The 24,787-nt window shown below is 59.9% G+C and carries 23 protein-coding genes; 9 read left to right on the plus strand and 14 right to left on the minus strand.

Going from position 1 to position 24,787, the window contains the following annotated elements; genetic code table 11:
• Positions 1–67: 67 nt before the first annotated feature.
• The 12 genes from panC to GCT19_RS05780 form a co-directional block, all read right to left on the minus strand.
• Entirely contained in the window at positions 68–904 is an 837-nt protein-coding gene (panC, locus tag GCT19_RS05725; RefSeq protein WP_152851282.1) for a pantoate--beta-alanine ligase, read from the minus strand.
• 36 nt (positions 905–940) lie between these two features.
• Entirely contained in the window at positions 941–2,611 is a 1,671-nt protein-coding gene (locus GCT19_RS05730; RefSeq protein ID WP_152851283.1) for an electron transfer flavoprotein-ubiquinone oxidoreductase, read from the minus strand.
• A gap of 184 nt (positions 2,612–2,795) precedes the next feature.
• Entirely contained in the window at positions 2,796–4,721 is a 1,926-nt protein-coding gene (gene cysN / locus GCT19_RS05735; RefSeq protein WP_152851284.1) for a sulfate adenylyltransferase subunit CysN, read from the minus strand.
• A complete protein-coding gene (gene cysD, locus GCT19_RS05740) occupies positions 4,721–5,623 on the minus strand; it encodes a sulfate adenylyltransferase subunit CysD (protein ID WP_018436145.1) in 903 nt (300 codons plus the stop codon). The genes cysN and cysD overlap by 1 nt, the downstream gene beginning before the upstream one ends.
• 24 nt (positions 5,624–5,647) lie before the next feature.
• Positions 5,648–6,421: a 3'(2'),5'-bisphosphate nucleotidase CysQ gene (locus GCT19_RS05745; protein ID WP_018436144.1), complete on the minus strand. Its 774-nt coding sequence runs from the start codon at positions 6,419–6,421 to the stop codon at positions 5,648–5,650.
• On the minus strand, positions 6,418–6,930 hold the full coding sequence (locus GCT19_RS05750) for a VOC family protein (RefSeq protein WP_018436143.1): 513 nt from the start codon (positions 6,928–6,930) through the stop codon (positions 6,418–6,420). The genes GCT19_RS05745 and GCT19_RS05750 overlap by 4 nt, the downstream gene beginning before the upstream one ends.
• Positions 6,927–8,096, minus strand: coding sequence for a sulfotransferase family protein (locus GCT19_RS05755; RefSeq protein WP_152851285.1), 1,170 nt, complete (start codon positions 8,094–8,096; stop codon positions 6,927–6,929). Before GCT19_RS05755 ends, GCT19_RS05750 begins: the two co-directional genes overlap by 4 nt.
• Before the next feature lie 30 nt (positions 8,097–8,126).
• The gene (locus GCT19_RS05760; protein ID WP_227749192.1) at positions 8,127–9,314 is read right to left on the minus strand and encodes a DUF1214 domain-containing protein; all 1,188 of its coding nucleotides are present in this window, start codon (positions 9,312–9,314) and stop codon (positions 8,127–8,129) included.
• Positions 9,281–10,219: an alcohol dehydrogenase catalytic domain-containing protein gene (locus tag GCT19_RS05765; protein WP_321576760.1), complete on the minus strand. Its 939-nt coding sequence runs from the start codon at positions 10,217–10,219 to the stop codon at positions 9,281–9,283. The genes GCT19_RS05760 and GCT19_RS05765 overlap by 34 nt, the downstream gene beginning before the upstream one ends.
• Before the next feature lie 420 nt (positions 10,220–10,639).
• Complete coding sequence (locus tag GCT19_RS05770; RefSeq protein WP_321576761.1) at positions 10,640–11,596, minus strand: MarR family transcriptional regulator; 957 nt, start codon at positions 11,594–11,596, stop codon at positions 10,640–10,642.
• An 84-nt stretch (positions 11,597–11,680) separates the two neighbouring features.
• Positions 11,681–12,499, minus strand: a complete 819-nt coding sequence (locus GCT19_RS05775) for an SDR family NAD(P)-dependent oxidoreductase (protein ID WP_018436138.1) — start codon at positions 12,497–12,499, stop codon at positions 11,681–11,683.
• Positions 12,500–12,666: 167 nt separating this feature from the next.
• Complete coding sequence (locus GCT19_RS05780) at positions 12,667–13,866, minus strand: ecdysteroid 22-kinase family protein (protein ID WP_227749193.1); 1,200 nt, start codon at positions 13,864–13,866, stop codon at positions 12,667–12,669.
• A 42-nt stretch (positions 13,867–13,908) separates the two neighbouring features.
• On the opposite strand from GCT19_RS05780, the gene GCT19_RS05785 reads away from it, so the two are divergent.
• The 6 genes from GCT19_RS05785 (at position 13,909) to GCT19_RS05810 (ending at position 20,422) form a co-directional block, all read left to right on the plus strand.
• On the plus strand, positions 13,909–14,406 hold the full coding sequence (locus tag GCT19_RS05785) for a MarR family winged helix-turn-helix transcriptional regulator (RefSeq protein WP_018436136.1): 498 nt from the start codon (positions 13,909–13,911) through the stop codon (positions 14,404–14,406).
• 74 nt (positions 14,407–14,480) lie between these two features.
• Positions 14,481–15,941: an acyl-CoA reductase gene (locus GCT19_RS05790; protein WP_193727376.1), complete on the plus strand. Its 1,461-nt coding sequence runs from the start codon at positions 14,481–14,483 to the stop codon at positions 15,939–15,941.
• On the plus strand, positions 15,938–17,326 hold the full coding sequence (locus GCT19_RS05795) for a hypothetical protein (protein WP_227749194.1): 1,389 nt from the start codon (positions 15,938–15,940) through the stop codon (positions 17,324–17,326). Before GCT19_RS05790 ends, GCT19_RS05795 begins: the two co-directional genes overlap by 4 nt.
• A gap of 37 nt (positions 17,327–17,363) precedes the next feature.
• Positions 17,364–18,215 carry an oxidoreductase gene (locus tag GCT19_RS05800; protein ID WP_152851287.1) on the plus strand — a complete coding sequence of 284 codons (852 nt, stop codon included), beginning with the start codon at positions 17,364–17,366 and terminating at the stop codon, positions 18,213–18,215.
• A 31-nt stretch (positions 18,216–18,246) separates the two neighbouring features.
• A complete protein-coding gene (locus GCT19_RS05805; RefSeq protein ID WP_152851288.1) occupies positions 18,247–19,611 on the plus strand; it encodes a hypothetical protein in 1,365 nt (454 codons plus the stop codon).
• A gap of 112 nt (positions 19,612–19,723) precedes the next feature.
• Positions 19,724–20,422 carry a TetR/AcrR family transcriptional regulator gene (locus tag GCT19_RS05810; RefSeq protein WP_018436131.1) on the plus strand — a complete coding sequence of 233 codons (699 nt, stop codon included), beginning with the start codon at positions 19,724–19,726 and terminating at the stop codon, positions 20,420–20,422.
• A gap of 34 nt (positions 20,423–20,456) precedes the next feature.
• Here the strand turns inward: GCT19_RS05810 and GCT19_RS05815 are convergent, their stop codons facing one another.
• On the minus strand, positions 20,457–20,921 hold the full coding sequence (locus GCT19_RS05815; RefSeq protein ID WP_152851289.1) for a PaaI family thioesterase: 465 nt from the start codon (positions 20,919–20,921) through the stop codon (positions 20,457–20,459).
• Between the two features lie 110 nt (positions 20,922–21,031).
• Between GCT19_RS05815 and GCT19_RS05820 the strand changes: the two genes are divergently transcribed.
• The 3 genes from GCT19_RS05820 to GCT19_RS05830 are packed head-to-tail and all read left to right on the plus strand — an operon-like array spanning position 21,032 to position 23,893.
• Entirely contained in the window at positions 21,032–22,183 is a 1,152-nt protein-coding gene (locus GCT19_RS05820; protein ID WP_152851290.1) for an NADH:flavin oxidoreductase, read from the plus strand.
• A 41-nt stretch (positions 22,184–22,224) separates the two neighbouring features.
• On the plus strand, positions 22,225–23,019 hold the full coding sequence (locus tag GCT19_RS05825; protein ID WP_152851291.1) for an SDR family NAD(P)-dependent oxidoreductase: 795 nt from the start codon (positions 22,225–22,227) through the stop codon (positions 23,017–23,019).
• A 31-nt stretch (positions 23,020–23,050) separates the two neighbouring features.
• Entirely contained in the window at positions 23,051–23,893 is an 843-nt protein-coding gene (locus GCT19_RS05830) for an SDR family NAD(P)-dependent oxidoreductase (RefSeq protein WP_152851292.1), read from the plus strand.
• A gap of 194 nt (positions 23,894–24,087) precedes the next feature.
• Here the strand turns inward: GCT19_RS05830 and GCT19_RS05835 are convergent, their stop codons facing one another.
• A complete protein-coding gene (locus GCT19_RS05835) occupies positions 24,088–24,783 on the minus strand; it encodes an SDR family NAD(P)-dependent oxidoreductase (protein ID WP_018436126.1) in 696 nt (231 codons plus the stop codon).
• Between the last annotated feature and the right edge of the window lie 4 nt (positions 24,784–24,787).

The following is a 24,787-nucleotide window of genomic DNA, read 5'->3' on the forward strand; positions in this document are numbered from 1 at the left end:
TAGCCTTCGGGTTGGCACCCTGCCCTGCTGGTCCAGAAGCGCGGCGGCAAGGCTATGCATCGAAAACTCAAATTTCCAGGTTATCGATCAGTCGCGTATTGCCAATGCGCGCAGCGGCAACGACCACCAGCTTGCTATCGTCGACCTCCTGCGCTGTTGGCGATCGCAAATTGGCCTGCTTGCGCACCGAGATGTAATCCGGCTGCCAGCCCCGGTCGACCAACGTCGAGAACGCGCGTCGTTCGATACTCTGAAGATCTTTCTCTCCGCTCGAGACCTTGTCGCGGATCTGGTTCAGGAGCCGATACAACTGTGGTGCCTCTACCCGCTCCTCGGGCGTCAGGAAGCGATTGCGAGAGGACAACGCAAGACCGTCGCAATCACGGACGGTTTCGCCCGCTACGACGTCGGTCGGCATCGCGAACTGCTTGCACATCTCCCGCACGATCATCAATTGCTGGTAATCCTTTTTTCCGAATACGGCCACACGCGGCTGAGCGCACAGCATCAGCTTCATCACCACGGTGCACACGCCCTGGAAAAACCCCGGCCGGAATTCACCCTCCAGCATGTCGCCCATGCCGCCAGGCGGCTGCACTCGATACTCCTGCGGCTGTGGGTATAGATCCTCTTCCGTAGGAGCAAAGACGACATAGACGTTCTCTTTCTGGAGCTTCTCGATGTCCGCTTCCAGCGTTCGCGGATAACGCGCGAAATCTTCCGCCGGCCCGAACTGCAGCGGATTGACGAAGATGCTCGTGACGACCGGATCCCCATGCTGCCGGGCGAGCCGGATAAGCGACAAATGCCCTTCGTGCAAATTGCCCATAGTCGGCACGAATGCGGTACGGTTTTGCCCACGCAACTGCGCGCGGAGCTCGTCGATTGACCGAATCAGTTTCATTCTGAGACTTACCTCTGAGACCTGGCTGACATCTACTCACATGTTTGGATAATTCGGACCACCGCCGCCTTCCGGTGTCACCCATACGATGTTCTGGGTCGGGTCCTTGATGTCGCAAGTCTTGCAGTGCACGCAATTCTGCGCGTTGATCTGCAGGCGGTCCTCGTCCTGATCGTCCTTCACGTACTCGTAGACGCCTGCTGGACAGAAGCGGGATTCTGGGCCTGCATAGGTTCGCAGGTTGACGTTCACCGGCACACTCGCGTCCCTGAGCGTGAGGTGCGCCGGCTGATTTTCTTCATGATTGGTATTCGAAATGAAAACAGACGACAGACGATCGAACGTGAGTTTGCCGTCAGGCTTTGGATACTCGATCGGCTTGCACTGCGACGCGGGCTTGAGCATTTCGTGATCGCGATGCCGGTGATGCAGCGTCCAAGGCACATTGCCGCCCAGCACTTTCTGCTCGATGCCCACCATCAGCGTGCCGAGGTACAGGCCTTTGCTCATCCATTGCTTGAAATTGCGCGCCTTGTATAGCTCCGTGTAGAGCCACGACTGCTTGAACGCTTCCGGATAGGCCGCGAGTTCGTCGTGCTGGCGGCTAGCTTGCAACGCATCGAAGGCGGCATCCGCGGCCAGCATGCCGGTCTTGATCGCCGCGTGACTGCCTTTGATGCGCGAGGCATTCAGGAAGCCGGCATCGTCACCCACGAGCGCACCGCCCGGAAATACGAGCTTCGGCAGAGACATCAGGCCGCCGGCCGTGATTGCGCGCGCACCATACGACACGCGCTTGCCGCCCTCCAGGAACTTGCGGATTTCCGGGTGCGTCTTGTAGCGCTGAAACTCCTCGAATGGCGAAAGGTAGGGGTTCTGATACGCGAGACCGACGACAAAACCCACCATCACCTGGTTATTGTCGGTGTGGTACAAAAATGAGCCGCCATAAGTGTCCGACTCAAGCGGCCAGCCAGCCGTATGGACCACCACACCCGGCTGATGCTTCGAGGGGTCGATCTCCCACAGCTCCTTGATGCCGATGCCATAGACCTGTGGGTCGGCGTTCTTGCCGAGATTGAAATTCTCATTGAGCTGACGGCCAAGGTGACCGCGGCAGCCTTCGCAGAACAGCGTGTACTTCGCGTGCAACTCCATCCCGAGCTGGAAGTTCTCGGTGGGCTCGCCGTCTTTGCCAATGCCCATGTTGCCGGTGGCGACGCCCTTGACTGAGCGGTCCTCGTTGTAGAGGACCTCAGCGGCCGGAAAGCCCGGAAAGATCTCCACGCCCAGCGCCTCGGCCTGCTGCCCCAGCCAGCGCGTGACGTTCGCGAGACTGATCACGAAGTTGCCGTGGTTCTTGAAGTTGTCCGGCAATGCCCAGTTCGGGACCGACTTCGCACCGGTTTCCGAAAGGAAAAGGAACCTGTCTTCGGTCACGGAGACGTTCAGCGGCGCGCCCTGTTCCTTCCAGTCGGGTATCAGTTCATCGAGCGCACGCGGGTCCATGACCGCGCCGGAGAGGATATGGGCTCCGATCTCCGAGCCTTTCTCCAGCACACAGACGCCAATCTCGGCGTTCTTTTCGGCTGCCAACTGCTTCAGGCGGATCGCCGCGGAGAGGCCTGCCGGACCGCCGCCGACGATGACCACGTCGTATTCCATCGACTCGCGCGGCCCGTAGCCTTGCTGATTGTGTTCCGCCATCCCCACTGCCTCCTTGACGCCTCGAAACGTCCCGATACCTGTTGGACTGTCGCCCCGCGAGGGCGATGTCAACACGGAAATCGCGTTCTGCGTCTCCCGTAGTCGACAGCAAGGAGTATATATAAATGAATGGCGTATAACAATATGAACGCAAGGCGAGCGAGGCGCAAGGCCCCGCGTCGTCTCAGAGGGGCGATCCCCTCGACACGTCAAGGAATCCCGCGGTCTTCAACCTCTCGAAGATTGTCTCTACAGCCACCTCGGCAGAACTGGTCGTGGTATTGATGTGGATTTCAGGGCTCTCCGGCGCCTCGTAGGGCGAATCGATGCCGGTGAAGTTCTTCAACTCGCCGCGGCGCGCTTTCTTGTAGAGTCCTTTCGGATCGCGTTCCTCGGCCACTTCCAGTGGCGTGTCGATGAAGACCTCGATGAATTCACCCTCCTCCATCAGCTCGCGCGCCAGCGCGCGCTCTGCACGAAACGGCGAAATGAATGCGGTAATGACGATCACGCCGGCGTCGGCCATCAATTTCGCCACCTCGGCAATGCGCCGGATATTTTCGACACGGTCTTCGGCCGTGAAGCCGAGATCCTTGTTCAATCCGTGCCGAACATTGTCCCCATCGAGCAGATAGGTTCGCTTGCCCATCGCATGCAAGCGCTTTTCGAGCAGATTCGCAATTGTCGATTTGCCCGCGCCGGACAGTCCTGTCAGCCAGACAACGCCGCTTTGGTGCCCATTGAGCGTCCGCCGCGCATGTTTGTCCACTTCCAGCGCCTGCCAGCGGATATTGTTCGCACGGCGCAGTGCGAAGCGCAGCATACCCGCACCGACCGTGCTGTTGGTCATACGGTCGATGACGATGAAACCGCCAGTCTCGTGGTTTTGCTCGTATGGATCGAAAGCGATCGCACGGTCAAACTCCAGTTCGGCGACGCCGATTTCGTTCAACGCGAGAGTCTCCCCGGCCACGTGATCGAGCGTATCCACGTTGAGCTTGTATTTCAGCGGCAATATCGTTGCCGTGACGGTCCGGGTGCCAATCTTCAGCAGGTAGCTGCGTCCGCGGAGCATGGGTTGATCGCTCATCCATACGAGCGTTGCTTCGAACTGGTCGGCAACCTGCGCTGGCGAATCGGCCGCTGAAATCAGATCCCCACGAGAGACATCCACTTCGTCGGCGAGCAGCAGCGTCACCGACTGTTCCGCGAAGGCCTCGTCGAGATCGCCATCGGCGGTCACGATTCTTGCGACAGTGGTTTCCCGGCCTGATGGCTGTACTTGTACACGCTGCCCGACACGGGCGACACCGGACGCTATAGTGCCTGCAAATCCGCGGAAATCGAGGTTCGGGCGGTTGACCCACTGCACCGGGAAACGCATTGGCAGGGCCTGCAAACGGGATTCGTCGATCTCGACGGTCTCTAAGTGATGCATCAAGGATGGGCCGTCGTACCATGGCGTCCTTGTGCTCCTTTCAACAATGTTGTCGCCGGTTACGCCTGAAATCGGAATTGCAGTCACATCAGATATACCGATCTTATGTGCGAATTCGCAATAGTCACGTGAAATCTCGTCGAACCGTTCACGGGAATACTCGACCAGGTCCATCTTATTCACCGCAAGAACCACGTTACGAATGCCGATCAACGACACCAGATAGCTATGCCGTCGCGTTTGCTGCAACATGCCTTTGCGTGCATCGACCAGGATGATGGCCAGATCCGCCGTGGACGCTCCCGTTATCATGTTGCGGGTATATTGCTCATGCCCGGGCGTATCGGCCACGATGAACTTACGGCGGTCGGTCGAGAAAAACCGGTAGGCCACGTCGATCGTGATGCCCTGCTCGCGCTCGGCGGCAAGACCGTCGAGCAGCAGCGCGTAGTCTATTTCTCCGCCACGCGTGCCGACCTTCTTCGAATCGGCTTCGAGCGCGGCAAGCTGATCCTCGAATAGCATCCTGGATTCATAGAGCAAACGGCCAATCAATGTGCTTTTGCCGTCGTCCACGCTCCCGCATGTGATGAAACGCAGAAGGCTCTTCTTTTCGTGCTGCTTCAGGTACCGTTCGATATCGGTCCCGATCAGGTCAGAGACGTGTGCCATCAAAAGTACCCCTCCTGTTTCTTGCGCTCCATCGATGCGGCGCCGTCGTGATCGATCACGCGGCCCTGGCGCTCGGAGGTCGTCGTCAAGAGCATCTCCTGAATGATTTGCGGCAATGTCGTGGCGTTCGACTCGACCGCCCCGGTCAGCGGATAGCAACCCAGTGTGCGGAAGCGCACCATTCTCTCCTCTGCCTTCTCTTGCGGCTTCAGACGCATGCGGTCATCGTCCACCATCACCAGCGTGCCGTCCCGATTCACTACGGGTCGCCTCGCCGCGAAATATAACGGCACGATGGGGATATTTTCGAGGTAGATGTACTGCCAGATGTCCAGCTCGGTCCAGTTTGAGATGGGAAACACGCGGATCGACTCGCCGTGGTTCTTTCGCGCGTTATAAAGACGCCACAGTTCGGGTCGTTGACTCTTCGGGTCCCATTGATGGGTCGCCGTACGGAATGAAAAAATTCGCTCCTTCGCACGCGATTTCTCTTCGTCCCTGCGAGCCCCCCCGAAAGCGGCATCGAAGCCGTACTTATCGAGTGCCTGCTTCAGGCCCTGCGTCTTCCACATGTCGGTGTGAACCTGCGAACCATGATCGAACGGATTGATTTCAAGTTCCTTCGCTTCCGGATTCTGGTACACAATTAGCTCCATCCCCGCGTCGCGAGCCATCCGGTCGCGCATCGCGTACATGTCCCGAAACTTCCAGGTGGTATCGACATGCAGAAGCGGAAACGGGGGTCGCGCCGGGTAAAACGCTTTTTTTGCCAGATGGAGCATGCAGGCGCTGTCTTTACCGATTGAGTAAAGCATCACTGGGCGCTGTGCCTCCGCGACGACTTCTCGCATGATATGAATGCTCTCGGCTTCAAGCCGCCGCAGGTGAGTCAATGTGGGCATGGCCAATCCTTTTACAAAGGCGATTCACTGTGCGTCCGCGATAGCGGCCAACATCAATTCGGCGATCTCGCGTCGACATATGAGTAGATCGGGCATCGAGACGTCCAACCCGTTATAAATGCATGGGCTACCATCGATGCGGCTGGCATGAAGACCAGCCGCAAGCGCGACGCCTACCGGAGCGCACGAATCCCATTCATATTGACCGCCGGCATGTAGATATGCGTGCGCCCTGCCCTGCAACACTGCCATTGCCTTTGCGCCTGCCGAGCCCATCGGCACGAGCTCGGCATTCAAGCGCTGCGCAACCCGCAGTGCCAGTTCCGGGGCGCGGGACCGGCTCACGAGAATTTTTAGTCGCCCATTGGGCGCTGGCGGCAACTCAGGCGGCGATAATGTTCCGAACGTGACGCCACGAGCCGGAAGCGCGACAGCACAAGCACGAGGCTCGCCGTTAACCGTCAGTGCGACATGAACCGCCCAGTCGTCGCGCCGCTCGAGGCATTCGCCAAACTCGCGCGTGCCATCGAGCGGGTCGATGATCCATACACGATCGAGGGCTAGCCGCTGTGGGTCCGGTGCAGACTCTTCCGAGAGGAAGCCGTCTGCCGGCCGGGTGTGAGCGAGAATGCGCGTTATCAGCTCGTTTGCCGTGGCGTCGCCCACCGCTCCCAGCGGTTTGCCCGCAAGGACTGCCGACGCACGTATCGCGTTCAACGCGGCTCCGGCCGCCGTAGCAATGTGCACGGCTAGACGGTGATCGTCATCAACCGAAAGCACGGTGCTAACCGCGTTCATTGAACCGCTCCATTGCGAGGCAGCTGTTCCATCGCAGCGAGACCCGCTGGTGTGTACCAGATGTGCTCGATATAGTGACCCAGCGTTGCCCGGTGATCCGTGTAGAAGTACCGGGCGGCCCCGGGCGACTGGCCGTCGATCACGATGGGCACGCCCGCGGCAGCCATTTCCTTACGCTGCGTTTCGAACGCCGCTTCGCTATCGATCAACTGCGCAATGTGGTGATGGCGAATCGCGAACCCATCCCGAGGCAGGGCATCACGATACACGCGGTCGTCGCCGGCTAACGGCTCGATCAGTTCGAGCTGAACCGATCCGACGAATGCAAGCGCGATGTTCAGCGTGCAGCGACGTCCGGCGATCGACTCAATTTCGATGCCCGGCAGGCGCGCCCACGCCGGCACATTCTGCTGCCTGCAAAAGTGGTCAATTGCCTCGTCCACGTCCGTGGTGACATACGCAATCTGCAGAAAGCCGGAAAACGGCGAAAGCGAGAGCGTTTTCATCATTGCAGCCCATAGGTGGTCATGTAGCGGGAGAATCGCTCCCGGATCGCCGCGGGTGCAAGGCCGAATTCGGTTTCAGTGTATTTATGCACGCCATGAGCGCGCTCAGGGCTCTGCTTAACGCGTCGGCGCATTGCTTCCATCGTTTCCTCGGTCAGTTGGAAGCCGAAGTGACCGTAAATCCGCCGCATCGTGCCAAGCGGATCGGCGTGAAGGTCGGCCTGGTTGATATCGAGGAACTGCTTCTTTGGCAAGGACGCCCGCGCCGCCATTGCTGCTTCGCTGGCGCGCGCCCAATTATCGAGTTCGCGCCTGCCGATCTCGTGCCTGTCGACCTGTTCGCCCTCTGAAATACCACGCGCCATCGACAGCACGCTCGCGAGCGACGGCAGCGCCTCCACGGGATCTCGATGTGTCTGCACCACGCATGCGTCGGGAAAGACCTCGAATAGAGCGGGTAGCTGCATCAGGTGTCCGGGATTCTTCAGGAGCCACGTCTTTTCGCGGTCGCGGGCGCCGATCAGACTAATCGTCTTTGCAAAGTAGCGGTAGGCAGGCAATTCGCTCTGCTCGCGCCACCAGCGATCGTATTGAGGCACGCGGAAGGACGAGCCCCATAGATTGCTGCAAAAACCCTGTTTGAGTATTTCGAGGCATTCATCGACCTCGTCGGCGACGATGTTATGTGCAGCGCGCATGTCGGGCGCCGAGCTGAAAAAGGCCTCGAGTCCGGCCGCGGTCGCCTGAAACTGAACATGATCGGTCCAGGTGTCGCGCGGCGGCCGTGGCTGTGGAAAGACGGTCAGCCACTTTTCCAAACCCTGAAATTGCGGGTCGACCGAAAGCAGCTTGTGCAATGCGGTCGTGCCGGTCCGAGGTATGCCGGTGATGACGAGAGGACGCCGCGGGGTCTGCGACAAGACCTCGGCATGCTTGCGCAGGCCCTCCACTAGCGTCAGGCGCGAAACTAAAGCACCGACAACTGCATTCCATGCAAATTCCCGGCCCCCTGGCGCGAAGCGCGGGCCATCTTCGTCGAATGCGTTCAGAAGTTGCGTCAAGCCCGGCATGTACTCGGCGCTGGAGCCAAAATCGCTCAAGCCAGCGGCGGCACTCGCGATTGCATGAAGCTCGTCCTCCGCACCCGAAAATCGTTTTGATGGCGACATCTATCGTCTCCCGAAGATCCTTTATGGTGTTTACCAACGCCGCCTCAGCTGCGCACCTATGCGTCTGTCGCGCAAGATCCTCTCGCGCTCGGTTGCGTCTACGAAGCGAGTCCCTGCCGGCAGATGATTTCGTAACTCCGACAGCAGCACACGCTTGAGCGTCGGTACCGGCTCCGAGCTGCATCCATACCATCTGCCGATCGCGGTCCCCCGATTGACCCCGCCTGTATCCAGCCAGTTCACGACACCGGGATCCCGGTGCGCAATCACTGCGCGGAAATAGCCGTCTTCGTCGACGTGCGCCTGATGGCCATTGAGGCTGCTTTGGTGATCGATATAATCAAGCGCGTTGAACAGAGCGTCATTCAATTGCACGTTCCAGTACCGGCGCGTCTGCGGCAGCGCGGTTTCGAGAATGAGCGCTTCGTCGTCACCGAAATCGAAAATCGCTTGCCAGTACGCCTGTTTCGCGAGGCCTCCCCCGAAAGCGAAAAACTCGAACTCGTTCACGTTGATCCGCGTGCGCAGTTGCTGCATATGCGTGAGCCAGCGGCGTGACAGGCGCTCCGCATAGTCCATCAACTCGCCGGTACGCCTCGCGATCTCCTCGTGGCCCATTGGCGGTTTCGTCCGGGGAGCGTCGAGGCACTCGATAGCGATTCGTGCGTCACGCTCCGCTCCCCACGCGTAAGAGCGCTGGCGCAGCATTGCGAAATCAGCCTCAGGGTGCAACTCGATCCAGTTGCCTTCATAGCCGGCAGGACGCCGTGCACTCAACAGGATTTCAAAGCGACCGTCCTCGCCAATCTCGAGGTCGTCCAAGTCGAACTGACCGAGCGGAGGGTGGATTTTGTCGGTGGTACCCATGATGCCGCGGCCGATGTCGAGCGTCAGCAAATGCACGCTGCCGCGTTCTCCGACTAGCCGGTAGCGCAGGTCACCTCGCAACGGTGCGACGAAATAGGTGTCGTCGGGATTCGGCTGCAGCATGAAGACCGAGTTAAGAAACGGCAACCAGTCTGGATGAAGGGGATCGGATTGGAAGTAGATGAAGTAGCCAAGCGAGAGATTCATCTGAAACTGCCGATACAGCTCCGCGCGCGTTTGAGGATCGCCGGGTGTCTCAGTCAATTCGAGCAGACTCTCCGCGTTTGCCAATTGGGACAGATAGTCGCTCCAGGTTTTCAGCTGAGCCATGGATTCACCATTACCTTGCATTGCGTCGACCGGTCACGCAGTGCTTCGAACGTATCGGGTAACGCGTCAAGCGAGACGCGATCGGTAATCATCGCGCGCGGTTCGACGGCGCCCGCGTCGAACACGTTCGCGACATGAGTGAACTCTTGCATGCTGTAGGTGACAGCGAACTGAATTCGCACTTCCTTCCATACCGCTACTGCCGGAATGAATTGATCCGGCACCGTGCAGAAGCCCAGCACTACGACGTCGCCCTGCGGCTTAACGCACTGAATCGCCTTCGCAATCAGATCTTTCTGCCCTGCGCATTCAAACACGACGTCTGGTGGGCCCTTGAGAGCATCGGCAGCCAGCGTCGTCAGATCCTGCCCCTCCTGCGGAACCACAAACTCGTCTGCCCCCATGTGTCGCGCAAGAGCTTCGCGGCGCCGCGACGAAGCGGTCGTAACAATGCGTCCGGCACCGAGGCGGCGAGCCCAGAAAGTCGCGGCCAGCCCAACGGGACCCGCTCCGATCACGAGCACTTTTGCGCCCGGCGTGAGTTTTGCCAGCGCAACACCATGCAAGCCGACGGCCATCGGTTCAATCAGTGCGCCGTCCTCCATGCTCAGCGTCTTCGGGAGCCGGGTCGTTACGCGCTCGGCAACGACTGCATATTGAGCGAAGCCGGCGGCGGCACCCTTGAATTCCGCGCAGAAGTTCGGCTTCCCGGAGAGACAAGTCGCGCAATGTCCGCATCCAACAAACGGCAGCGCGGTTACAGCATCGCCAACTTTCAGCTTCTCAACGCCCTTTCCCACGGCAACCACTTCGCCGGCAAATTCGTGGCCTAGTGTCGAATTTTCCGGCAGCGTGAAATGCGGTGCGTGTCCATCCGTCATGTGTAGATCGGATCCGCAGATACCGCAGCGGTGAATTTTCAGCACAACCTCTCCGGATGCCGGAGTGGGATCGGCAACACTTCTAACTTCTAGCGGCAAACCTACTTTCGTGAAATATGCGGCCCTCATCGCTTGAGTCTCCGTTTGGCGTCAATGTGCTGCTCGTCAGCGAACATCTAAAATATACTTTACTGGGAAAGTATATTGAGTTATCCAGGTGTTTGTACCGAGACGGCACGGAAAGCGAACGCGCCAACGTGTGCCCTGAGCTTTCGCTCACGAACATAGCGTTATGCGGGACTTGCCGTATGCCACCGGATGCGTCGGGGGCAACGAGAAACGGGAGAGAAAGGCCTGCAGAGTGCGCAGGCCCAGGATAGGGTTCTGTGTCTTGCGCGCTGATTGCGAGCAATGATGGCGATGAGTCAGGTATTGCGGTCGAAGTGGTGATCACCGAAAGCTATGTCAACCGCGCTCGGCACTCCGATGTGCGGCCTCCGCGTCTGCAAAGAGTTGTAGTTCCCGCAGCAAGGTCGACAGTGCCGCTCTTCGCTCAGCCGCCATATGACTGGATGCCACCCAGTCGGTGCCGTATGCCTGCTGATGGAGAATATTCCTCAATACTTTGCGCGCCTGAGACTTCATTCGCACGAGAATTCCACGACCATCCGCCGGATCCGGCATGCGTTCCACCAAGCCCATCTGCTCAAGCCTGCCGACACACTTCGTGATGCCGCCGAGCGTCATCGCCAGAGGCTTCTGAAGTTGCGTCGGAGACTGCGTGTAAGGCGGCCCGGAAACCAGAAGCGCGTCCAATAGCAACAGTTCGGCTGCCAGCAGGCCCTGACTCGCGGCGGCTTCCTTCAGCGCCCGGTCGATGTGAGCAGATAGTCGTAGAAGTCGTTGCCCGATCAGATAGACGTTCGGGTCTTCCGCTGGCCACTCGCGCGCCCAAGCGGCAGCCTGTTCGTCCAACGCATCGCTAACCTCGGCGCTCGCGGGCTTCTGCAACGCCTCGCATTCCGCCTGGAATTGCGCTTCAGCCTGAGAGCGTTTCGAATAGAGCACCTCGCCGTCGTCATCGGAACCGACGTCGACCCAGCCGGCCTCGTCAAGCGCGTTCAGGTGCCCTATCACGCTCGCACGCGATATTTTCAGCTCGCCCGCCAATGCGGCTGCGCTTTGAGGACCCGCGTTCAGCAGAGTCAGCAGTTGTCGTCGGGAAGCATCCGCCAACGCGGCGAATAGCGAATCTGCGGTCTTGCGAGCACCCATGCGATTATCGATTGGTTCGGACCCTCGCTTGTCGGACCGCAAATACGCGTTGCCGAGCAAACAGGCGATCGGCATGGACCGCGACACAGTGGTCCATGCCAGCGCCCTACAGGTGCCGTTTCCTGTCACGCGGGTCAATTCAGCCACGCTAAGTTACCAGAAAACACGCCCCGTAAGCTCCGTGCAAATAGACGCTTCGCGTGGCGAGGCGCGCACCGGCCAGATCGACGGCTATTGTTGAACCAGGTCGTATGCCGCAAGTGCGGCGACCTCCGTCACGCCACCGTCTACGGGCAGGCATGTGCCGGTAATGAATCGCGATTCATCGCTGCACAGAAACAACGCGGCGGCCGCGACGTCCCATGCATCCCCTTCCAACGGAAGCGGCGCTATTTTGCGGCGGCGTTCGCGAGCCTTGTCGTTAAGCATGCTCTCGACCATCGGCGTAAAAATATGACCCGGAGCAATGGCGTTGGCGCGAACACGATCGCGGCCGTACATCACCGCGAGTTCGCGTGTAAAGCCGACCATGCCAGCTTTCGATGAGCCATATGCGGCTGACCCGTGGCTGCGGATGCCCGCGACCGAACTGATGTTGACGATTGCCCCGCCCCCACGCGCCACGATCTTCGGCACCGCACTTCGGCTCATCAAGAAGGCACTTTTCAGATTCACGTCGATCACGCGATCCCAGGACGCCTCGTCGACGTCCTGCAACCGCCCCGGCGCGCCCGAGATACCGACGTTGTTGACGAGAATGTCGAGGCCACCGTACCTCTCAACGGTCTCTTCGACAATGCGCGCACAAACGGTACCGTCGGTGACATTGCCGGTCGATACGAACGCGCTACCACCCGCTTCGGTGATCAGCGCGAGCGTTTCCGCCGCCCGCTCGTATTGCTGATCGACGAGACAGACGGACGCGCCCTCAGCAGCGAAAAGACAGGCAATTGCCTTGCCCGTGCCAAATCCCTGACCGAGCGATCCCGCGCCGGTCACGATCGCGATCTTGCCGTTTAAACGTTGATGAAAGACTTTCGGTGCGGGCATGCTGTAATCAGTTGATGTATATCGATCGTCGTCTGGAGGGTTCGACCGAGCCGGTACTCGCTACCGCTCGATCCGTCACTCGCCAGAACGCCACTGATGCTCGAGCTTAGTCTCGTCAGGCCAATAATGCAACACATAGTTGCATTATTGGCCTTCGATCAGATTAGTCAACCCACTTCGCCATGATCCACCAATGCCGCACCAAAGCGCGCCGCATACGCGGTGTTGACTGCCTCCGTCTGGAAGCGCGTTTCGTTGATCGCAAAAATGAAGTATCCGTATGCGAGATCGCGTCGATAGTCGCCCCACGCTTCGTCGAAATCTGGCGCCTGAACCCCGTTGATCGCCAGCTGGGAAAGATAGTGCTCTAGCAGCGACCGCTCCCACGAGCGCCGGTCCTCGATGTCGAGCGCACATCCTATGTGGTAGGCGACCTCGAGGCTCCAAGGCGCCCGGCTGACCTGAGCATCGAAAAAGCCCGGCGCTCCATCGGCTTCGACGTAGAGATTTCCGAGGTGCGTATCGCCGTGGATCAGACACACCGGTTTGCGCTTATGTTCGCGCGCAATGCGCCCGAGCGCTGCCACCATCCAGTCCCGATCGTGCAGATGCCGGCTTACTGCGGCCCCTCTCGGCAGCGATACGTAGTGCGCCCACACATCCGGCTCGAGGTAGCGGTTCTGATATTCCAACGACCAATCCGAGAAGCGCTCTCCGACCCAATCGAGCCGCCCGCCCGTGTCGAACTCCCGGCTATTCCATGTTTGCGCGTGATAGCGCGCCATTGCACTCAGACGCAAAGCCACCTGTTCATAGCCCTGCGGTTGCTGAGCACGGCAGAACTGAACGTTACGCTCGAGCAGATCTTCCATCACTACGACGGCCTGCCAGGCGTCAGGATCGGCGCCCGCATAAAAGCATTTCGGCGCGTTCATGTTTATGAACGGCAGTACGTCGCGGTAGAAGCGCATTTCGTTGCGATACATCTCCTTCATCGACGGACTGTGTTCCTCGAAACCGCCCTTCACGATCATGCGCGACGGTAGCGCCATCGCATGTCCTGCGTCGTTGTACTCCAGAGCCACGCGGATCTTGGTCGACGTGCCCGGCAGTACATCCACGTGTTGGCACGAGAGCACTTCGACGCCGCTGAAGCGGAATCCCAGCGCAGAAGTAAGCCACTCTGCCGTCACTTCCTCGACAGTGACAGGCAACCTCATGTCACTTACCACACCAGATTCAGACAAGATTCCTCCCGAATATTGCGGATGAAAGACGCGTGCGCATCGTCGCGCAGACAGCCTTTCAGTCGCAACATGGGGAAAACCACACCCCACTATGCGTTGCATATTTTGAATGTCGTGCATATAGTTGCTTGCAAACGCAAAAATTTTTTTAGCAGGTAACCGATGACGCTACTCGAATCCCCCGCACTTCACAGAGGCCCGGCTAGCACCGAGCTCGCACATACGCTTGCTCCGAACGAATACCGCACTGAAGAAAGCGTCGCGTTCAAGATGAACATGGTTCATCTTCTGCTTGGCGCGGAAATCGACCGGAAGCTCGCGGCGAGCAAGCTTTCTGCGATTCAGTGGGGAATTTTGAAAGCGCTGTTCGACGAGCGTGCCCGTACACCGACAGCCCTGTGCCGAATACTTCTCGCCGACGGCAGCATCATGACCCGCAAGCTTGATTCGCTCGAAAAAAGAGGATTGGTTGAACGGATTCGCAGTACTTCCGATAGACGTTCAGTCGAGCTCGCACTGACAGAGGATGGCCGTCAGTTATTGCGCGAAACGCTGCCGCTCATCGTCGAAACAAGCAATCGCCAACTTCACGGTTTCACGGTCGATGAAGTTGAAGCCGCCCGCAATCTGCTCGATCGGATGATCGCCAACTTGAGCTGAGCTGCGAGATCCTCCGATTCGATCCACGTCGGCGCTCAGGTCGACGCGTACCCGCTACTGAAAAGGAGTTGTTCATGGAGCATACCGAAACAACAGTAAGGCAAAGCGTGGACCCGGCGCAGGATGCCAGCCTCGCACCGCTGCTGGTTCCTCACGTATACCGCGGGCGCACCGTCACCGGAAGCGCGATCAGACACGTGTCGCGCGATCTGGGGCAAGGCTTTTGCACACCCAGAATCGAATTGGACGATCTGGTATGGCCACGCGCCGAGTCCGGCCCTGCCTTCGATATTCCTGGCGCGAAGATCATCGATTTTCTTGTCGAGCTAGGGCCGCGTTTGCACCTGGACGTCAATCCACTGATGCAGGCCGCGCTCGAATCGATGATCAAGGTAAGTCCGCTCGGGCGACGGATCCTCGAAAACTGCTATCGCGACATTCCCAACCTTTTCTTGCGTGAAGTGATCGAGGACGAACTGCGCGTGAGTCTTGGCGACGCGCGCCTCGTGGACGGCTGGGTGGAACGTACTCTGCGCGGGCGTCCGAGTCGTCTGCGCGCGTTCCCACCGCGCCTCGTACATATCCTCGCAGGCAACTCGCCGATGGTCGCAGCCATGACGGTCATGCGCGCAGCGCTGACGAAGGGCGTTCACCTGCTGAAGCTGCCTTCGAACGATCTTTTCACGGCCACTGCAATCCTGCGCACGATGGCCGAAATCGACCCGGATCATCCGGTCACCCAGTCGTTTTCGGCCGCGTACTGGCGCGGTGGCGACGAGAACGTCGAGTCTATTCTTTATCGTCCGCAGTACTTCGACAAAATCGTCGTGTGGGGCGGCGAAAGCGCGGTTCGCCATGTGATGCGCTATGCCGGCCCTGGGCTCGAACTGGTCGCGTTCGATCCGAAGGTATCGATCTCGCTGATCGGCCGTGAGGCCTTTGCGTCCGACGAAATACTGCGCGAGGTCGCGCGTGCGGGCGCAGCCGATGTGCTGTCGTTCAACCAGGACGCGTGCAATGCAAGCCGGTATCAATTCATCGAAGGCGACGAAGATGACGCCGACCGCTACTGCGAGCAACTGGCGCTCGCACTCGGCGAAGACTATCGGTACGGCGACGGCCAGGGCCCGCTCGTGCCCTCCGACATTCGCGAGGCCGTGGACGTGCTGCGCGAAATGGAACCGATCTATCGCGTGTTCGGTGGCTATGACGGCAAGGGACTCGTCATTCGTTCCGACGAGATGGTGGACTTCCACCCCATTTGCAAGACCGTCAACGTTGTTCCTGTGAAAAGCCTGCGCGATGGCGCGCGGCACGCGACAGTCGCCACGCAGACGGTGGGGATCTATCCGCCCCACCGGGTCACGGAGGTACGCGACGCGCTCGCCTGCGCCGGGGTCCAGCGCATGGTGGCACTGGGCGAATCGATCTCCGATGGAGTCGGCGGCTATCCGCACGACGGCATGTTCCCGATCCATCGATTCATGAAATGGGTATCGGAAGAATCCGGCCCGAATCAGCAGGAGATTCGATGATGCAAGCCCTTTCAACGCTACTGCCGCTCACGGACGTCGCCGATCCTTTCAGGAATGCGCCAGAAAACCTCCATGCGATGCAACTTCAGGCCGTGGGCGAGCGCTTCGCACAGCGACGGCAGCAGATCCGCATCCTCGACAAGCGGGCCGGCGAGGCCGGCGTCACGGAGGTAAAAAGCATGAGCGATGCCGTGCCATTGCTCTTTGCCGACGCCGTTTATAAAAGCTATCCGGATTCGTTCATCGAGCAGGGCAAATGGCGTCATCTCACTGCGTGGCTGCAAACGCTCACGACGCGCAGGATCGACGGACTCGAATATGACGCGATTCGCGATCTCGATGACTGGATCAACGAGTTGCGCCGCAACGGACACTACGTGATGAGTTCGAGCGGGACCTCGGGCAAGCAGTCCTTCATTTACCAAAGCGAGGCCGACCGTGAACTTGGATGGCGGCTGCTCGCCCAGGGTATTCGGTGGGCCGCGAGCGGTATGCGCGATCCGTCGCGGCGTTATCCGGTGTTCCTGTTGACGCCTTCTTCAGGCTCTTATACGGGCACGGAACGGATGGCGAAGTTCGCTGAATCGATTGCCGTGCCCGGCGACCTCCACTACATGTCCGATGTGCCGCAGAGTGCCGCTCACACGACGCGCATGGCACGCATGCGACGCGCGATCGCGGACGGTACCGCGCTGCCAAGTGAAATCGAGGCGTTCCAGAACGAAAGCCGGGAACGTAGCGAGCGAGTACAGGCCGATTTCCGGCTGTTCATCGATCAATTGCTCGACCGGCGCCGTGAGCCGATGTTCATCATGGGCATGCTGGGCATGCTGTACCAGATCGTGGCCACCGGTCGCGAACGCGGCATTGCCGACGGTGACTTTCATCCCGATACGATCATCAGTATCGGAGGTGGCAAAAAGGGCGCGAACTTGCCCGAAGACTTCCAGCAGCAATGCGAGCGCTTCTTCAATTTCAACTCGACCAATTTCAACGACGGCTACGGAATGGGCGAAGTGTCCGGCTTTTGCCCGTGGTTCCACGAAGCGAAGGCCTGGGCCGTACCGCCGTGGCTGGTCCCGCTGGTGCTCGACTCAAAAGGCGAAGAACTTCTGAATCCGCCCGATGGAAAAGGCGTTGTCGAAGGACGGCTCGCGATGATCGACCTGCTGGCGGATGGCCGCTGGGGCGGGGTCATCAGCGGCGACAAGGTCACTGTCGAGTTTGGTCACGGCATCGACGGCGTGCGCACGCCCATCATTCGCGACGTCGTTCGCTACAAGGACCTGCCCGGCGGTGACGACAAGCTGTCTTGCGCCGGAACGATCGACGCCTATGTCCGCGGAGAGGTCGCGGACATGACTGAGGCTCGCACTGCTGGATGAATGCATCTCCCGAGAAATCTACGGAACCTACTCAACGATGACACAACAAACGACAAGTCCAGCCGTGTGGTTTATCACCGGTGTTTCGTCCGGGTTCGGCCGCTCCCTTGCCGAGGCGGTCCTCGCACGCGGCGACAAAGTGGTCGGCACGGTACGCAATGACGCGCAAATCGCCCCCTTTGAAAATCTTGCGCCCGGCCGCGCTCACGGCGTGCTGCTCGACGTCACCGATGCGGCGGCGGTACTATGCGCCGTTGGGCAGGCACTCGAGCGCACAGGCGCTATCGACATACTCGTCAACAATGCCGGCTATGGCCTGTTTGGCGCACTCGAAGAGGTTTCCGACGCGGAGGCGCGGCAACTATTCGATACCAACGTCTTCGGCACGGTCAATGTGATACGCGCAGTGCTACCCCACTTTCGCGCGCGTAAGCGCGGCCATATCGTGAATTTTTCATCGGTCGCCGGCGTGATCGGCATCGCTGGCTGCAGCTTCTATTGCGCGTCGAAGCACGCGATCGAAGGGCTTTCAGAATCGTTGGCTCAGGAACTCCACCCGTTTGGCATCGGTGTGACCCTCGTCGAGCCGGGCGGCTTCCGCACGAACTTCGCCGGTGGCTCGTTGAAGTGGAGTGAGAACGAATTGCCCGACTACTCGGAGACCGTGGGGCAGATGCGCCGCTACATGAGCAGCTACCACGGCACCCAGGCAGGCGACCCCGCGAAGGCCGCGGAGGCCATCGTCCGCGCGGTGTCGGCGGACGCGCCGCCGCTACGCCTGCCGCTCGGTCCCGACGCCGTCGAGGTCGTCCGCAAAAAGCTCGCATCAGTGCAGGACAACCTCGAAACATGGCTTGAAGTCTCGAGCTCCACCAACTTCGATCAATAAAATCGCAGCAATTTCTTGCAGAGGAGACAACATGTCCGCTCTGGACCCGTTCTACGCAATGCTTCGTGGCGAAGGCGATCCTTTCCGCAATCACCCCGAGAATCTCCGTGAGCTTCAGCTCGCCGCCATGAAAGAGCGCTTCGCCGAGCGCCGCGAGCAGATCAAGCTGCTGCGCCGCAGAGCAGACGATGTCGGCATCGAAGACGTCAACCGTCACGCAGACATGGTGCCGCTTCTGTTCGCGCATCAAATCTACAAGAGCTATCCTGAGCAGTTCATCGACAACGGCCGCTGGAAGCATCTGTCCGTCTGGCTGCAAACACTATCGAGCAAACGCGTCGGTGACGTCGAGGTCAACGGCGTCAATAACGTCGACGCGTGGATGGATCGCTTGCGCGAGGCAGGTCATCACGTGTTCAGCTCGAGCGGCACGTCCGGCAAGTGCAGCTTCGTCAGCCAGACGCGAGCCGATCTCGACAATGTCACCGAGTCCTGCGTGAAGCTTGGCGTGTACGGCAACGCATTGATCCAAAGAGACTTCGGCAAACGCCCGGTATTCCTGATGATGCCGCCGGGCGGGGCGCATCGGCACATTGAGCCGGTACTGAACGCAGCCAAGCGGCTCGGCGCCGAAAGCACCCTGATGTTCGATGACCCGGTGCTCGCATCTGCAACGATCTCGATGGGCCGCATGCGTCGTGCAATGGCCGATGGCTCAGCCAAGCCCAGTGAAGTCGCGGCATTTCAGGAGCAGGCGGCGGCACGCCAGCGACACACAGGCGCGATGATCGACCGGTTTCTCGACAAGCTTACGGCGCGCCGGGAAGTCCCCGTGCTCGTGCAAGGCAACTGGTCGTTGCACTGGACGCTGGTGGAGCGCGCCCGCCAGCGCGGGATAGCGGATGGCATCTGCCACCCCGACACGGTGATCACGGCCGGAGGCGGATTGAAAGGCACCGCCGCGCCCGCCGACTACCGCGAACAGGTCATCCGCTTCTACGGTATCCGGCCGGAGAACGTTCAGAACAGCTATGGCATGACCGAAATGATCGGCACCGGTCCCTGGTCGGACGTTGCGCAGGGCTACGCTATCTGCCCGTGGATCGTTCCGTTCGTTCTCGACAAATCGGGCGAGCACCTGCTGAATCCTTCCGATGGTCAGGGTGTCGTCGAAGGGCGGTTCGCGTTCTTCGATCTGCTGGCCGAAGGATACTGGGGCGGTTTCATTACCGGCGACAAGGTCACGGTCGACTTTTCACCGACCGGCAACACCGACGGACTGCACGGTCCGCTAGTCAGGCAGGTCGGCCGGTATGCCGATCTCGAAGAAGGCGAAGACAAGCTTTCGTGCGCAGGTACGATGGAGTCGTATGTACGCGGCATGATCAACGTTTGAACCTCGGGCACTGCTCTTGAAACCGAGGGGCGCCGTCGGTGGCGCCCCCTGAGACACGTGAGTATACTGGCGAGCTGTGTCCGTCAAAAAACACTCACCGATGTTCAAACCTATGGCAGTTCTTGCTCCCGACGGAGCTTCGCGGCTCGCTGCGGCGGGCAAACAGCGAACGGCCGGCCGGCCCACCCACGACGATGCGCTCCAGATGCGTGAGAGCCTCCTCGATGCCGCCAAGTCGGTCTTCATGAGAGAAGGTTTCGGCGCCGCCAGAGTCGAAGAAATCGCGTCGATCGCGGGCGTCAGCAAGACGACGATCTACCGTCAATTCGGAACGAAGGAAGAGTTGTTTCGCGCCATCGTCTGGCGCGGGATGGCTGATTTGCGCGGCAAGATTTCACAGCATGTCGAGCCGGGCCGCGATTTTTCGACGAACCTGGCATCGCTTATCGACGCGCTCGTCGAGCACATGGCGACACCCGACAGCATGCACACTTCCCGACTGGTGATCGGCGAAGCGATGCGCTTTCCCGACATCGCGAAACAATTTCTGCAGTACACAGCTACGATGCTGGAGCCCCTCGCCAGCGCACTCGAATCCGCGGCGGCCAGCGGCATTATCGAGATCGATGACCCTGCGAATTCGGCGCGCGATGTCCTGACGTTGGTCACCGGCGCGCCCGAAGTCCACCTTGCGATACAAACCACGCGTGCAGAACGCAGACGCCGGGCCGAACGCATTCATCGGTTCGTATTGACGGCGTGGAAATATCGGGCGACTCTGGACAAGGTTCGGGGCAGGTCAATGCCGTAACGTGGGGCGCTACATTCCGTAGTTCCTCGAAGTACTAGTTGTCAAACGCCCCCATCACCTGAAACTGCCCCGACGCCTGGGCGATGCACTTTGCGTTCGCCCAGATTTGGCAATCCGAGAAAATCACTCGCCTTCCCGACCGCAAAACGTCGACACGAGCTTCAACCCAATCGCCGGGCTCAGCGTTGCCCATGAAGTTGACAGTCAAGCTCGTCGTCAACACCTTCACCGCCGGCTCACGCGAATGCTTGCTCGCCCATGTAATCGCCGTGTCAGCGAGCATGCAAACCGCGCCGCCGTGCATCATCTGACCGAGGTTGCGATGCGCCTCGCGGACATACATCCCTATGACCTGTCCGCGCTCGGTCTTACGAAAGTACGTTGGTCCGAACATCTGATGGAAGGGCCCAAACGACGGCATCAACGAAAATCCCTCTGGAATGGGCCCTTCGTCATCTGCTTGCCTGCAGAAGACGGCCAGTTCGTCCGTTTGCTCCAATGCAATTCTCCTCTTCGACGCCGGATGTAACACAGCGGCAGATTTTCTTTCGCTCTCGACAAAAAGATAGCGTATCATTATCCGCACGAAAGTCAATTATATGAACGCCCATGGATATCGGATCGCTCTTTACGCCCCTGACCGTACGGGGCGTCACGCTTGCCAACCGTATCGTCATGTCACCCATGACCCGCGGCTTTTCACCCAATGGACTGCCTGGCAGTGACGTCGCGTCCTACTACAAGCGCCGTGCCCAAGGCGAGACAGGTCTCATCATCACGGAAGGCGTTGGTGTCGATCATCCGGCAGCACTTGGCGAGGCGGGACTAGGCGAAAATTCGATCCCGGTGCTGGTCGACGAAGAATCCGTTACAGCCTGGCGCCGCGTGACGGACGAAGTTCATGCAAGTGGCGGCATCATCTTTCCTCAGTTGTGGCACATGGGTCCGATGAAGGAAGCGAATACGGGCCCCTTCCCGGCTGCGGAGCCGCTGCGCCCGTCCGGATTGTGGGGACCGGCGGGACGAACGACATCGCTGAATGCGGGCTACATGGAGCGGGTCATGACGCCAACTCGCCCGATGACCGACACCGAGATCGCGGACGTTATTGCGGCCTATGGTCGAAGCGCCCGCTATGCGAAGGCCGCGGGCTTCGATGGAATCGCGATTCACGGAGGTCACGGCTACCTGATCGACGCGTTTCTGTGGGCCGAAACCAATCAACGCACGGATCAATGGGGTAAAGATCTCGCAGCGCGCAGCCGCTTCGCCGCCGAAGTCGTTCGCACGATCCGCGAAGCGATCGGCGCCACGATGCCGATCACGTTCCGTTTCTCGCAGTGGAAACAGCAGGATTTCCGCGCGCGTCTCGCCAACGATCCGCACGAGCTCGAACAGATCCTCGCCCCGCTCGCGGACGCAGGCGTCGACATCTTCGAGGCGAGCACCCGGTACTTCAATCGGGCGGAATTCCCCGACTCAAAAATGAATCTCGCCGGTTGGGTGAAGAAGGTAACCGGCAGGCTTTCGATGGCTGTTGGTGGAATCGGCATTAACAAGGGTTACTACGATTCGATGGCCGGGGCCGAGACCTCGGCGCAGCCCGATCTCACCCCTCTGCTCGATCGCTTTTCGCGCGGCGAATTCGATCTTGTTGGCGTAGGACGCTCGCTTCTGCATGATCCGAACTGGGCACGGCGCGCGCGGCTTGGCGAGCCGTTCCTCGGATTCAGCAACGATTCCCTCGCACGACTAACCTGAAGTGCATCTTTCGCTCTGCCCCGAACTAGCGAGAAGCATCGATGAAGAGACTGGATGGAAAGATCGCGCTCGTGATGGGCGCATCACGAGCGGGCAACATGGGCCAGGCCATTACGCGTCGCTTTGTCGATGAAGGCGCGACAGTGGTGATCGCGGGAAGGAGCGCCGAGGGCCTGCAGTCGTTCGCTCGCGAAATCGGCGCACCAGTGAGCGCGAAGCTCTGCGATGTCGCCTCGAAATCTGCGGTCTCGCAATTCGTCGAGGATGTGGTCCATGCGCACGGCCGACTCGACATTGCAGTCAACGCCGCGGCAACCGGCCACTACGGAGCATTCGAAGAAACGAGCGAAGCCGAGATCGACGAGATGCTGTCGATCATATTCAAGGGCGGCTTCTTTTTCATGCAGAGCGCGGTCGGCGCCATGAAACACTCGGGCGGCGGTTCGATCATCAATATTTCTTCGGCTGTGGCCACGATCATGTTCGAGAACCACGCTGCCTATATGGGCGCCAAGGCGGGGCTCGAACACATCACGCGCTCGGTAGCCAATGAATTCGGCCGCTTCGGCATACGCGCGAACTGTATCGCGCCCGGCTTGACCGAGACGCCGATGCTGGGCGGTTTCGTTAGCCCGGGCATGACCGACGCCTTCATCAAGGAAATGCCGCTAGGCAGGCTCAATACCGTCGAGGACATCGCCAACGCCGCGGTGTTCGTCGCGTCGGACGAATGCTTCATGACGGGGCAGACCCTCCATGTCACCGGCGGACTCACGCTTCGGCGCAATCCCACGGCGGCCGAGATCGCCGCCTCCGTGCAAGCAGCGACACGATGAGGACATTCTCTGTGAGCGGGGGAAACTGACAATGGATCTGCAGCTCGAGGGCAAGCGCGCACTCGTTACAGGCAGCAACTCCGGAATTGGCGAAGGCATCGCAAAAGTCCTGGCTCGTGAGGGCGCCGTCGTGGTCGTGCACGGCCGCAATGAAGGACGTTGTCGGAACGTGGCGGACGCACTCGCGGCTGCCGGGTGCACGGTTTCTTACGTCGTGGGTGACTTATCCGATGAGGCGGCTTGCAACGGCGTCGCGGATCAGATCATCGAGCGGCTCGGCGGAATTGACATCCTGGTGAACAACGCCGGCGGCCGTGCCAGTTCGCATCGCGTGGACGGCAAAGGTGGTGCAATGAATCCAGCCTGGCTCGAGACGCCTTGGTCCGATTGGACCTGGACCTTCGAGCAGAATGTCGGCGCGGCCGTCAGGCTGATCCAGAAGCTGGTTCCAGGAATGAAGGAGCGTGGCTTCGGGCGCATCATCAATATCGGAAGCGCGGCCGCCACACAGGTGGAGCCCGATCTAGCCGAATACCAGGCCATCAAGGCAGCGATGGTCAACATGAGCGCATCGCTTGCCAAGACACTCGCCGCGACAGGGATCACGGTCAACACCGTGACGCCCGGCATCATCATGTCGCCGGCGGTCAAAAGTACGTTTACCGATCTCGCACTCAAGCAGGGTTGGGGAGTCGATGACTGGGCAGAGGTGGAGCGCCGCTTTACTTCCCAGATCTTCGTCAATTCGGCTGGCAAGTTCGGCGAGCCGGAGGATATCGGCCGCATGGTCGCCCTGCTGGCCAGTCCGCTATCCGGTTACATGACCGGTGCCAACTATCGCGTCGATGGCGGCCAAATCAGATCGATCAACTGAGTTTCAAGACCGGATGGAGCGATTGCAATGGAAACGACGTTCGAAACGATCCGGCGAAAAAGGCCGTCGCCAGCAGCGGACTAGTCAACGGTATGCTTGAACGGCATTTGGTGTGGCCTGTTTGATCATCCAGCGAGACAGGAAACGCTCGGGACATGTCGCCTGGCTGCCCGCTGGACCCTGGCTTGCGGTTTTTATGTGCGCCCGGTCACCGGAATCAACGCCCCGGTTACCCCCGACGCGGCACCCGACGCGAGAAAGAGAATCACGTTGGCGATCTCTTCAGCCCGCACCCAACGGGAAAAATCGGCGTCCGGCATATCCTTGCGGTTTTGCGGCGTATCGATGATGCCCGGCAAGATAGCGTTGACGGTAATGGAGCTGCCCTTGAGTTCTTCGGCCAGCGCCTCGGTCAAACGCATCACCCCCGACTTCGAGGCCGTATACGCTCCCATGCCCGCGCCCGCCTTCAGCGCAGCGCCCGCTCCGATATTGATGATGCGTCCGCCCTCCGCGCTGCCGGCAAGATGGTCGAGCGCCGCTTTCGACGCGGTCGCCGCGGTGCGCACGTTCATCTGGTACATCAAATCCCACGTGTCGAGACTGCCGTCCGCCAACGTCTCCCAGCGAAACCCCCCCGCTATATTGACGATCGCATCGAGCTTGCCAAGCTGCTCGACGATCTCCGAGATCGCCGAGCGCGCTGCATCGAGATCAGTTAGCTCGACGCCGCCTCGCCACCACGAAGCGTGCAGTTGCTCCGCGCTCGCGTTCTCCGGCGCAGGCGCCTTGTCGATCAGCGCAACCTTCCAGCCGTTCTCGGCAAACACACGACCAACCGTGCGCCCAAGCGCGCCGAATCCACCCGTTACCGCCACTACCCGTTGCATGTCA

Source organism: Paraburkholderia atlantica, assembly GCF_009362785.1.
Taxonomy (GTDB): domain Bacteria; phylum Pseudomonadota; class Gammaproteobacteria; order Burkholderiales; family Burkholderiaceae; genus Paraburkholderia; species Paraburkholderia atlantica.

What these genes read in the sequence shown, in the direction of transcription:
- GCT19_RS05745 (WP_018436144.1), bottom strand. Translation starts at nt 6,421, where the DNA reads ATGAACGCGGTTAGCACCGTGCTTTCGGTTGATGACGATCACCGTCTA.
- GCT19_RS05790 (WP_193727376.1), top strand. Translation starts at nt 14,481, where the DNA reads ATGGAGCATACCGAAACAACAGTAAGGCAAAGCGTGGACCCGGCGCAG.
- GCT19_RS05800 (WP_152851287.1), top strand. Translation starts at nt 17,364, where the DNA reads ATGACACAACAAACGACAAGTCCAGCCGTGTGGTTTATCACCGGTGTT.
- GCT19_RS05780 (WP_227749193.1), bottom strand. Translation starts at nt 13,866, where the DNA reads ATGCACGACATTCAAAATATGCAACGCATAGTGGGGTGTGGTTTTCCC.
- panC (WP_152851282.1), bottom strand. Translation starts at nt 904, where the DNA reads ATGAAACTGATTCGGTCAATCGACGAGCTCCGCGCGCAGTTGCGTGGG.
- GCT19_RS05805 (WP_152851288.1), top strand. Translation starts at nt 18,247, where the DNA reads ATGTCCGCTCTGGACCCGTTCTACGCAATGCTTCGTGGCGAAGGCGAT.
- GCT19_RS05825 (WP_152851291.1), top strand. Translation starts at nt 22,225, where the DNA reads ATGAAGAGACTGGATGGAAAGATCGCGCTCGTGATGGGCGCATCACGA.
- GCT19_RS05820 (WP_152851290.1), top strand. Translation starts at nt 21,032, where the DNA reads ATGGATATCGGATCGCTCTTTACGCCCCTGACCGTACGGGGCGTCACG.
- GCT19_RS05750 (WP_018436143.1), bottom strand. Translation starts at nt 6,930, where the DNA reads ATGATGAAAACGCTCTCGCTTTCGCCGTTTTCCGGCTTTCTGCAGATT.
- cysD (WP_018436145.1), bottom strand. Translation starts at nt 5,623, where the DNA reads ATGCCCACATTGACTCACCTGCGGCGGCTTGAAGCCGAGAGCATTCAT.
- GCT19_RS05795 (WP_227749194.1), top strand. Translation starts at nt 15,938, where the DNA reads ATGATGCAAGCCCTTTCAACGCTACTGCCGCTCACGGACGTCGCCGAT.
- GCT19_RS05830 (WP_152851292.1), top strand. Translation starts at nt 23,051, where the DNA reads ATGGATCTGCAGCTCGAGGGCAAGCGCGCACTCGTTACAGGCAGCAAC.
- GCT19_RS05835 (WP_018436126.1), bottom strand. Translation starts at nt 24,783, where the DNA reads ATGCAACGGGTAGTGGCGGTAACGGGTGGATTCGGCGCGCTTGGGCGC.
- GCT19_RS05775 (WP_018436138.1), bottom strand. Translation starts at nt 12,499, where the DNA reads ATGCCCGCACCGAAAGTCTTTCATCAACGTTTAAACGGCAAGATCGCG.
- GCT19_RS05755 (WP_152851285.1), bottom strand. Translation starts at nt 8,096, where the DNA reads ATGTCGCCATCAAAACGATTTTCGGGTGCGGAGGACGAGCTTCATGCA.
- cysN (WP_152851284.1), bottom strand. Translation starts at nt 4,721, where the DNA reads ATGGCACACGTCTCTGACCTGATCGGGACCGATATCGAACGGTACCTG.
- GCT19_RS05810 (WP_018436131.1), top strand. Translation starts at nt 19,724, where the DNA reads ATGGCAGTTCTTGCTCCCGACGGAGCTTCGCGGCTCGCTGCGGCGGGC.
- GCT19_RS05760 (WP_227749192.1), bottom strand. Translation starts at nt 9,314, where the DNA reads ATGCAAGGTAATGGTGAATCCATGGCTCAGCTGAAAACCTGGAGCGAC.
- GCT19_RS05785 (WP_018436136.1), top strand. Translation starts at nt 13,909, where the DNA reads ATGACGCTACTCGAATCCCCCGCACTTCACAGAGGCCCGGCTAGCACC.
- GCT19_RS05730 (WP_152851283.1), bottom strand. Translation starts at nt 2,611, where the DNA reads ATGGCGGAACACAATCAGCAAGGCTACGGGCCGCGCGAGTCGATGGAA.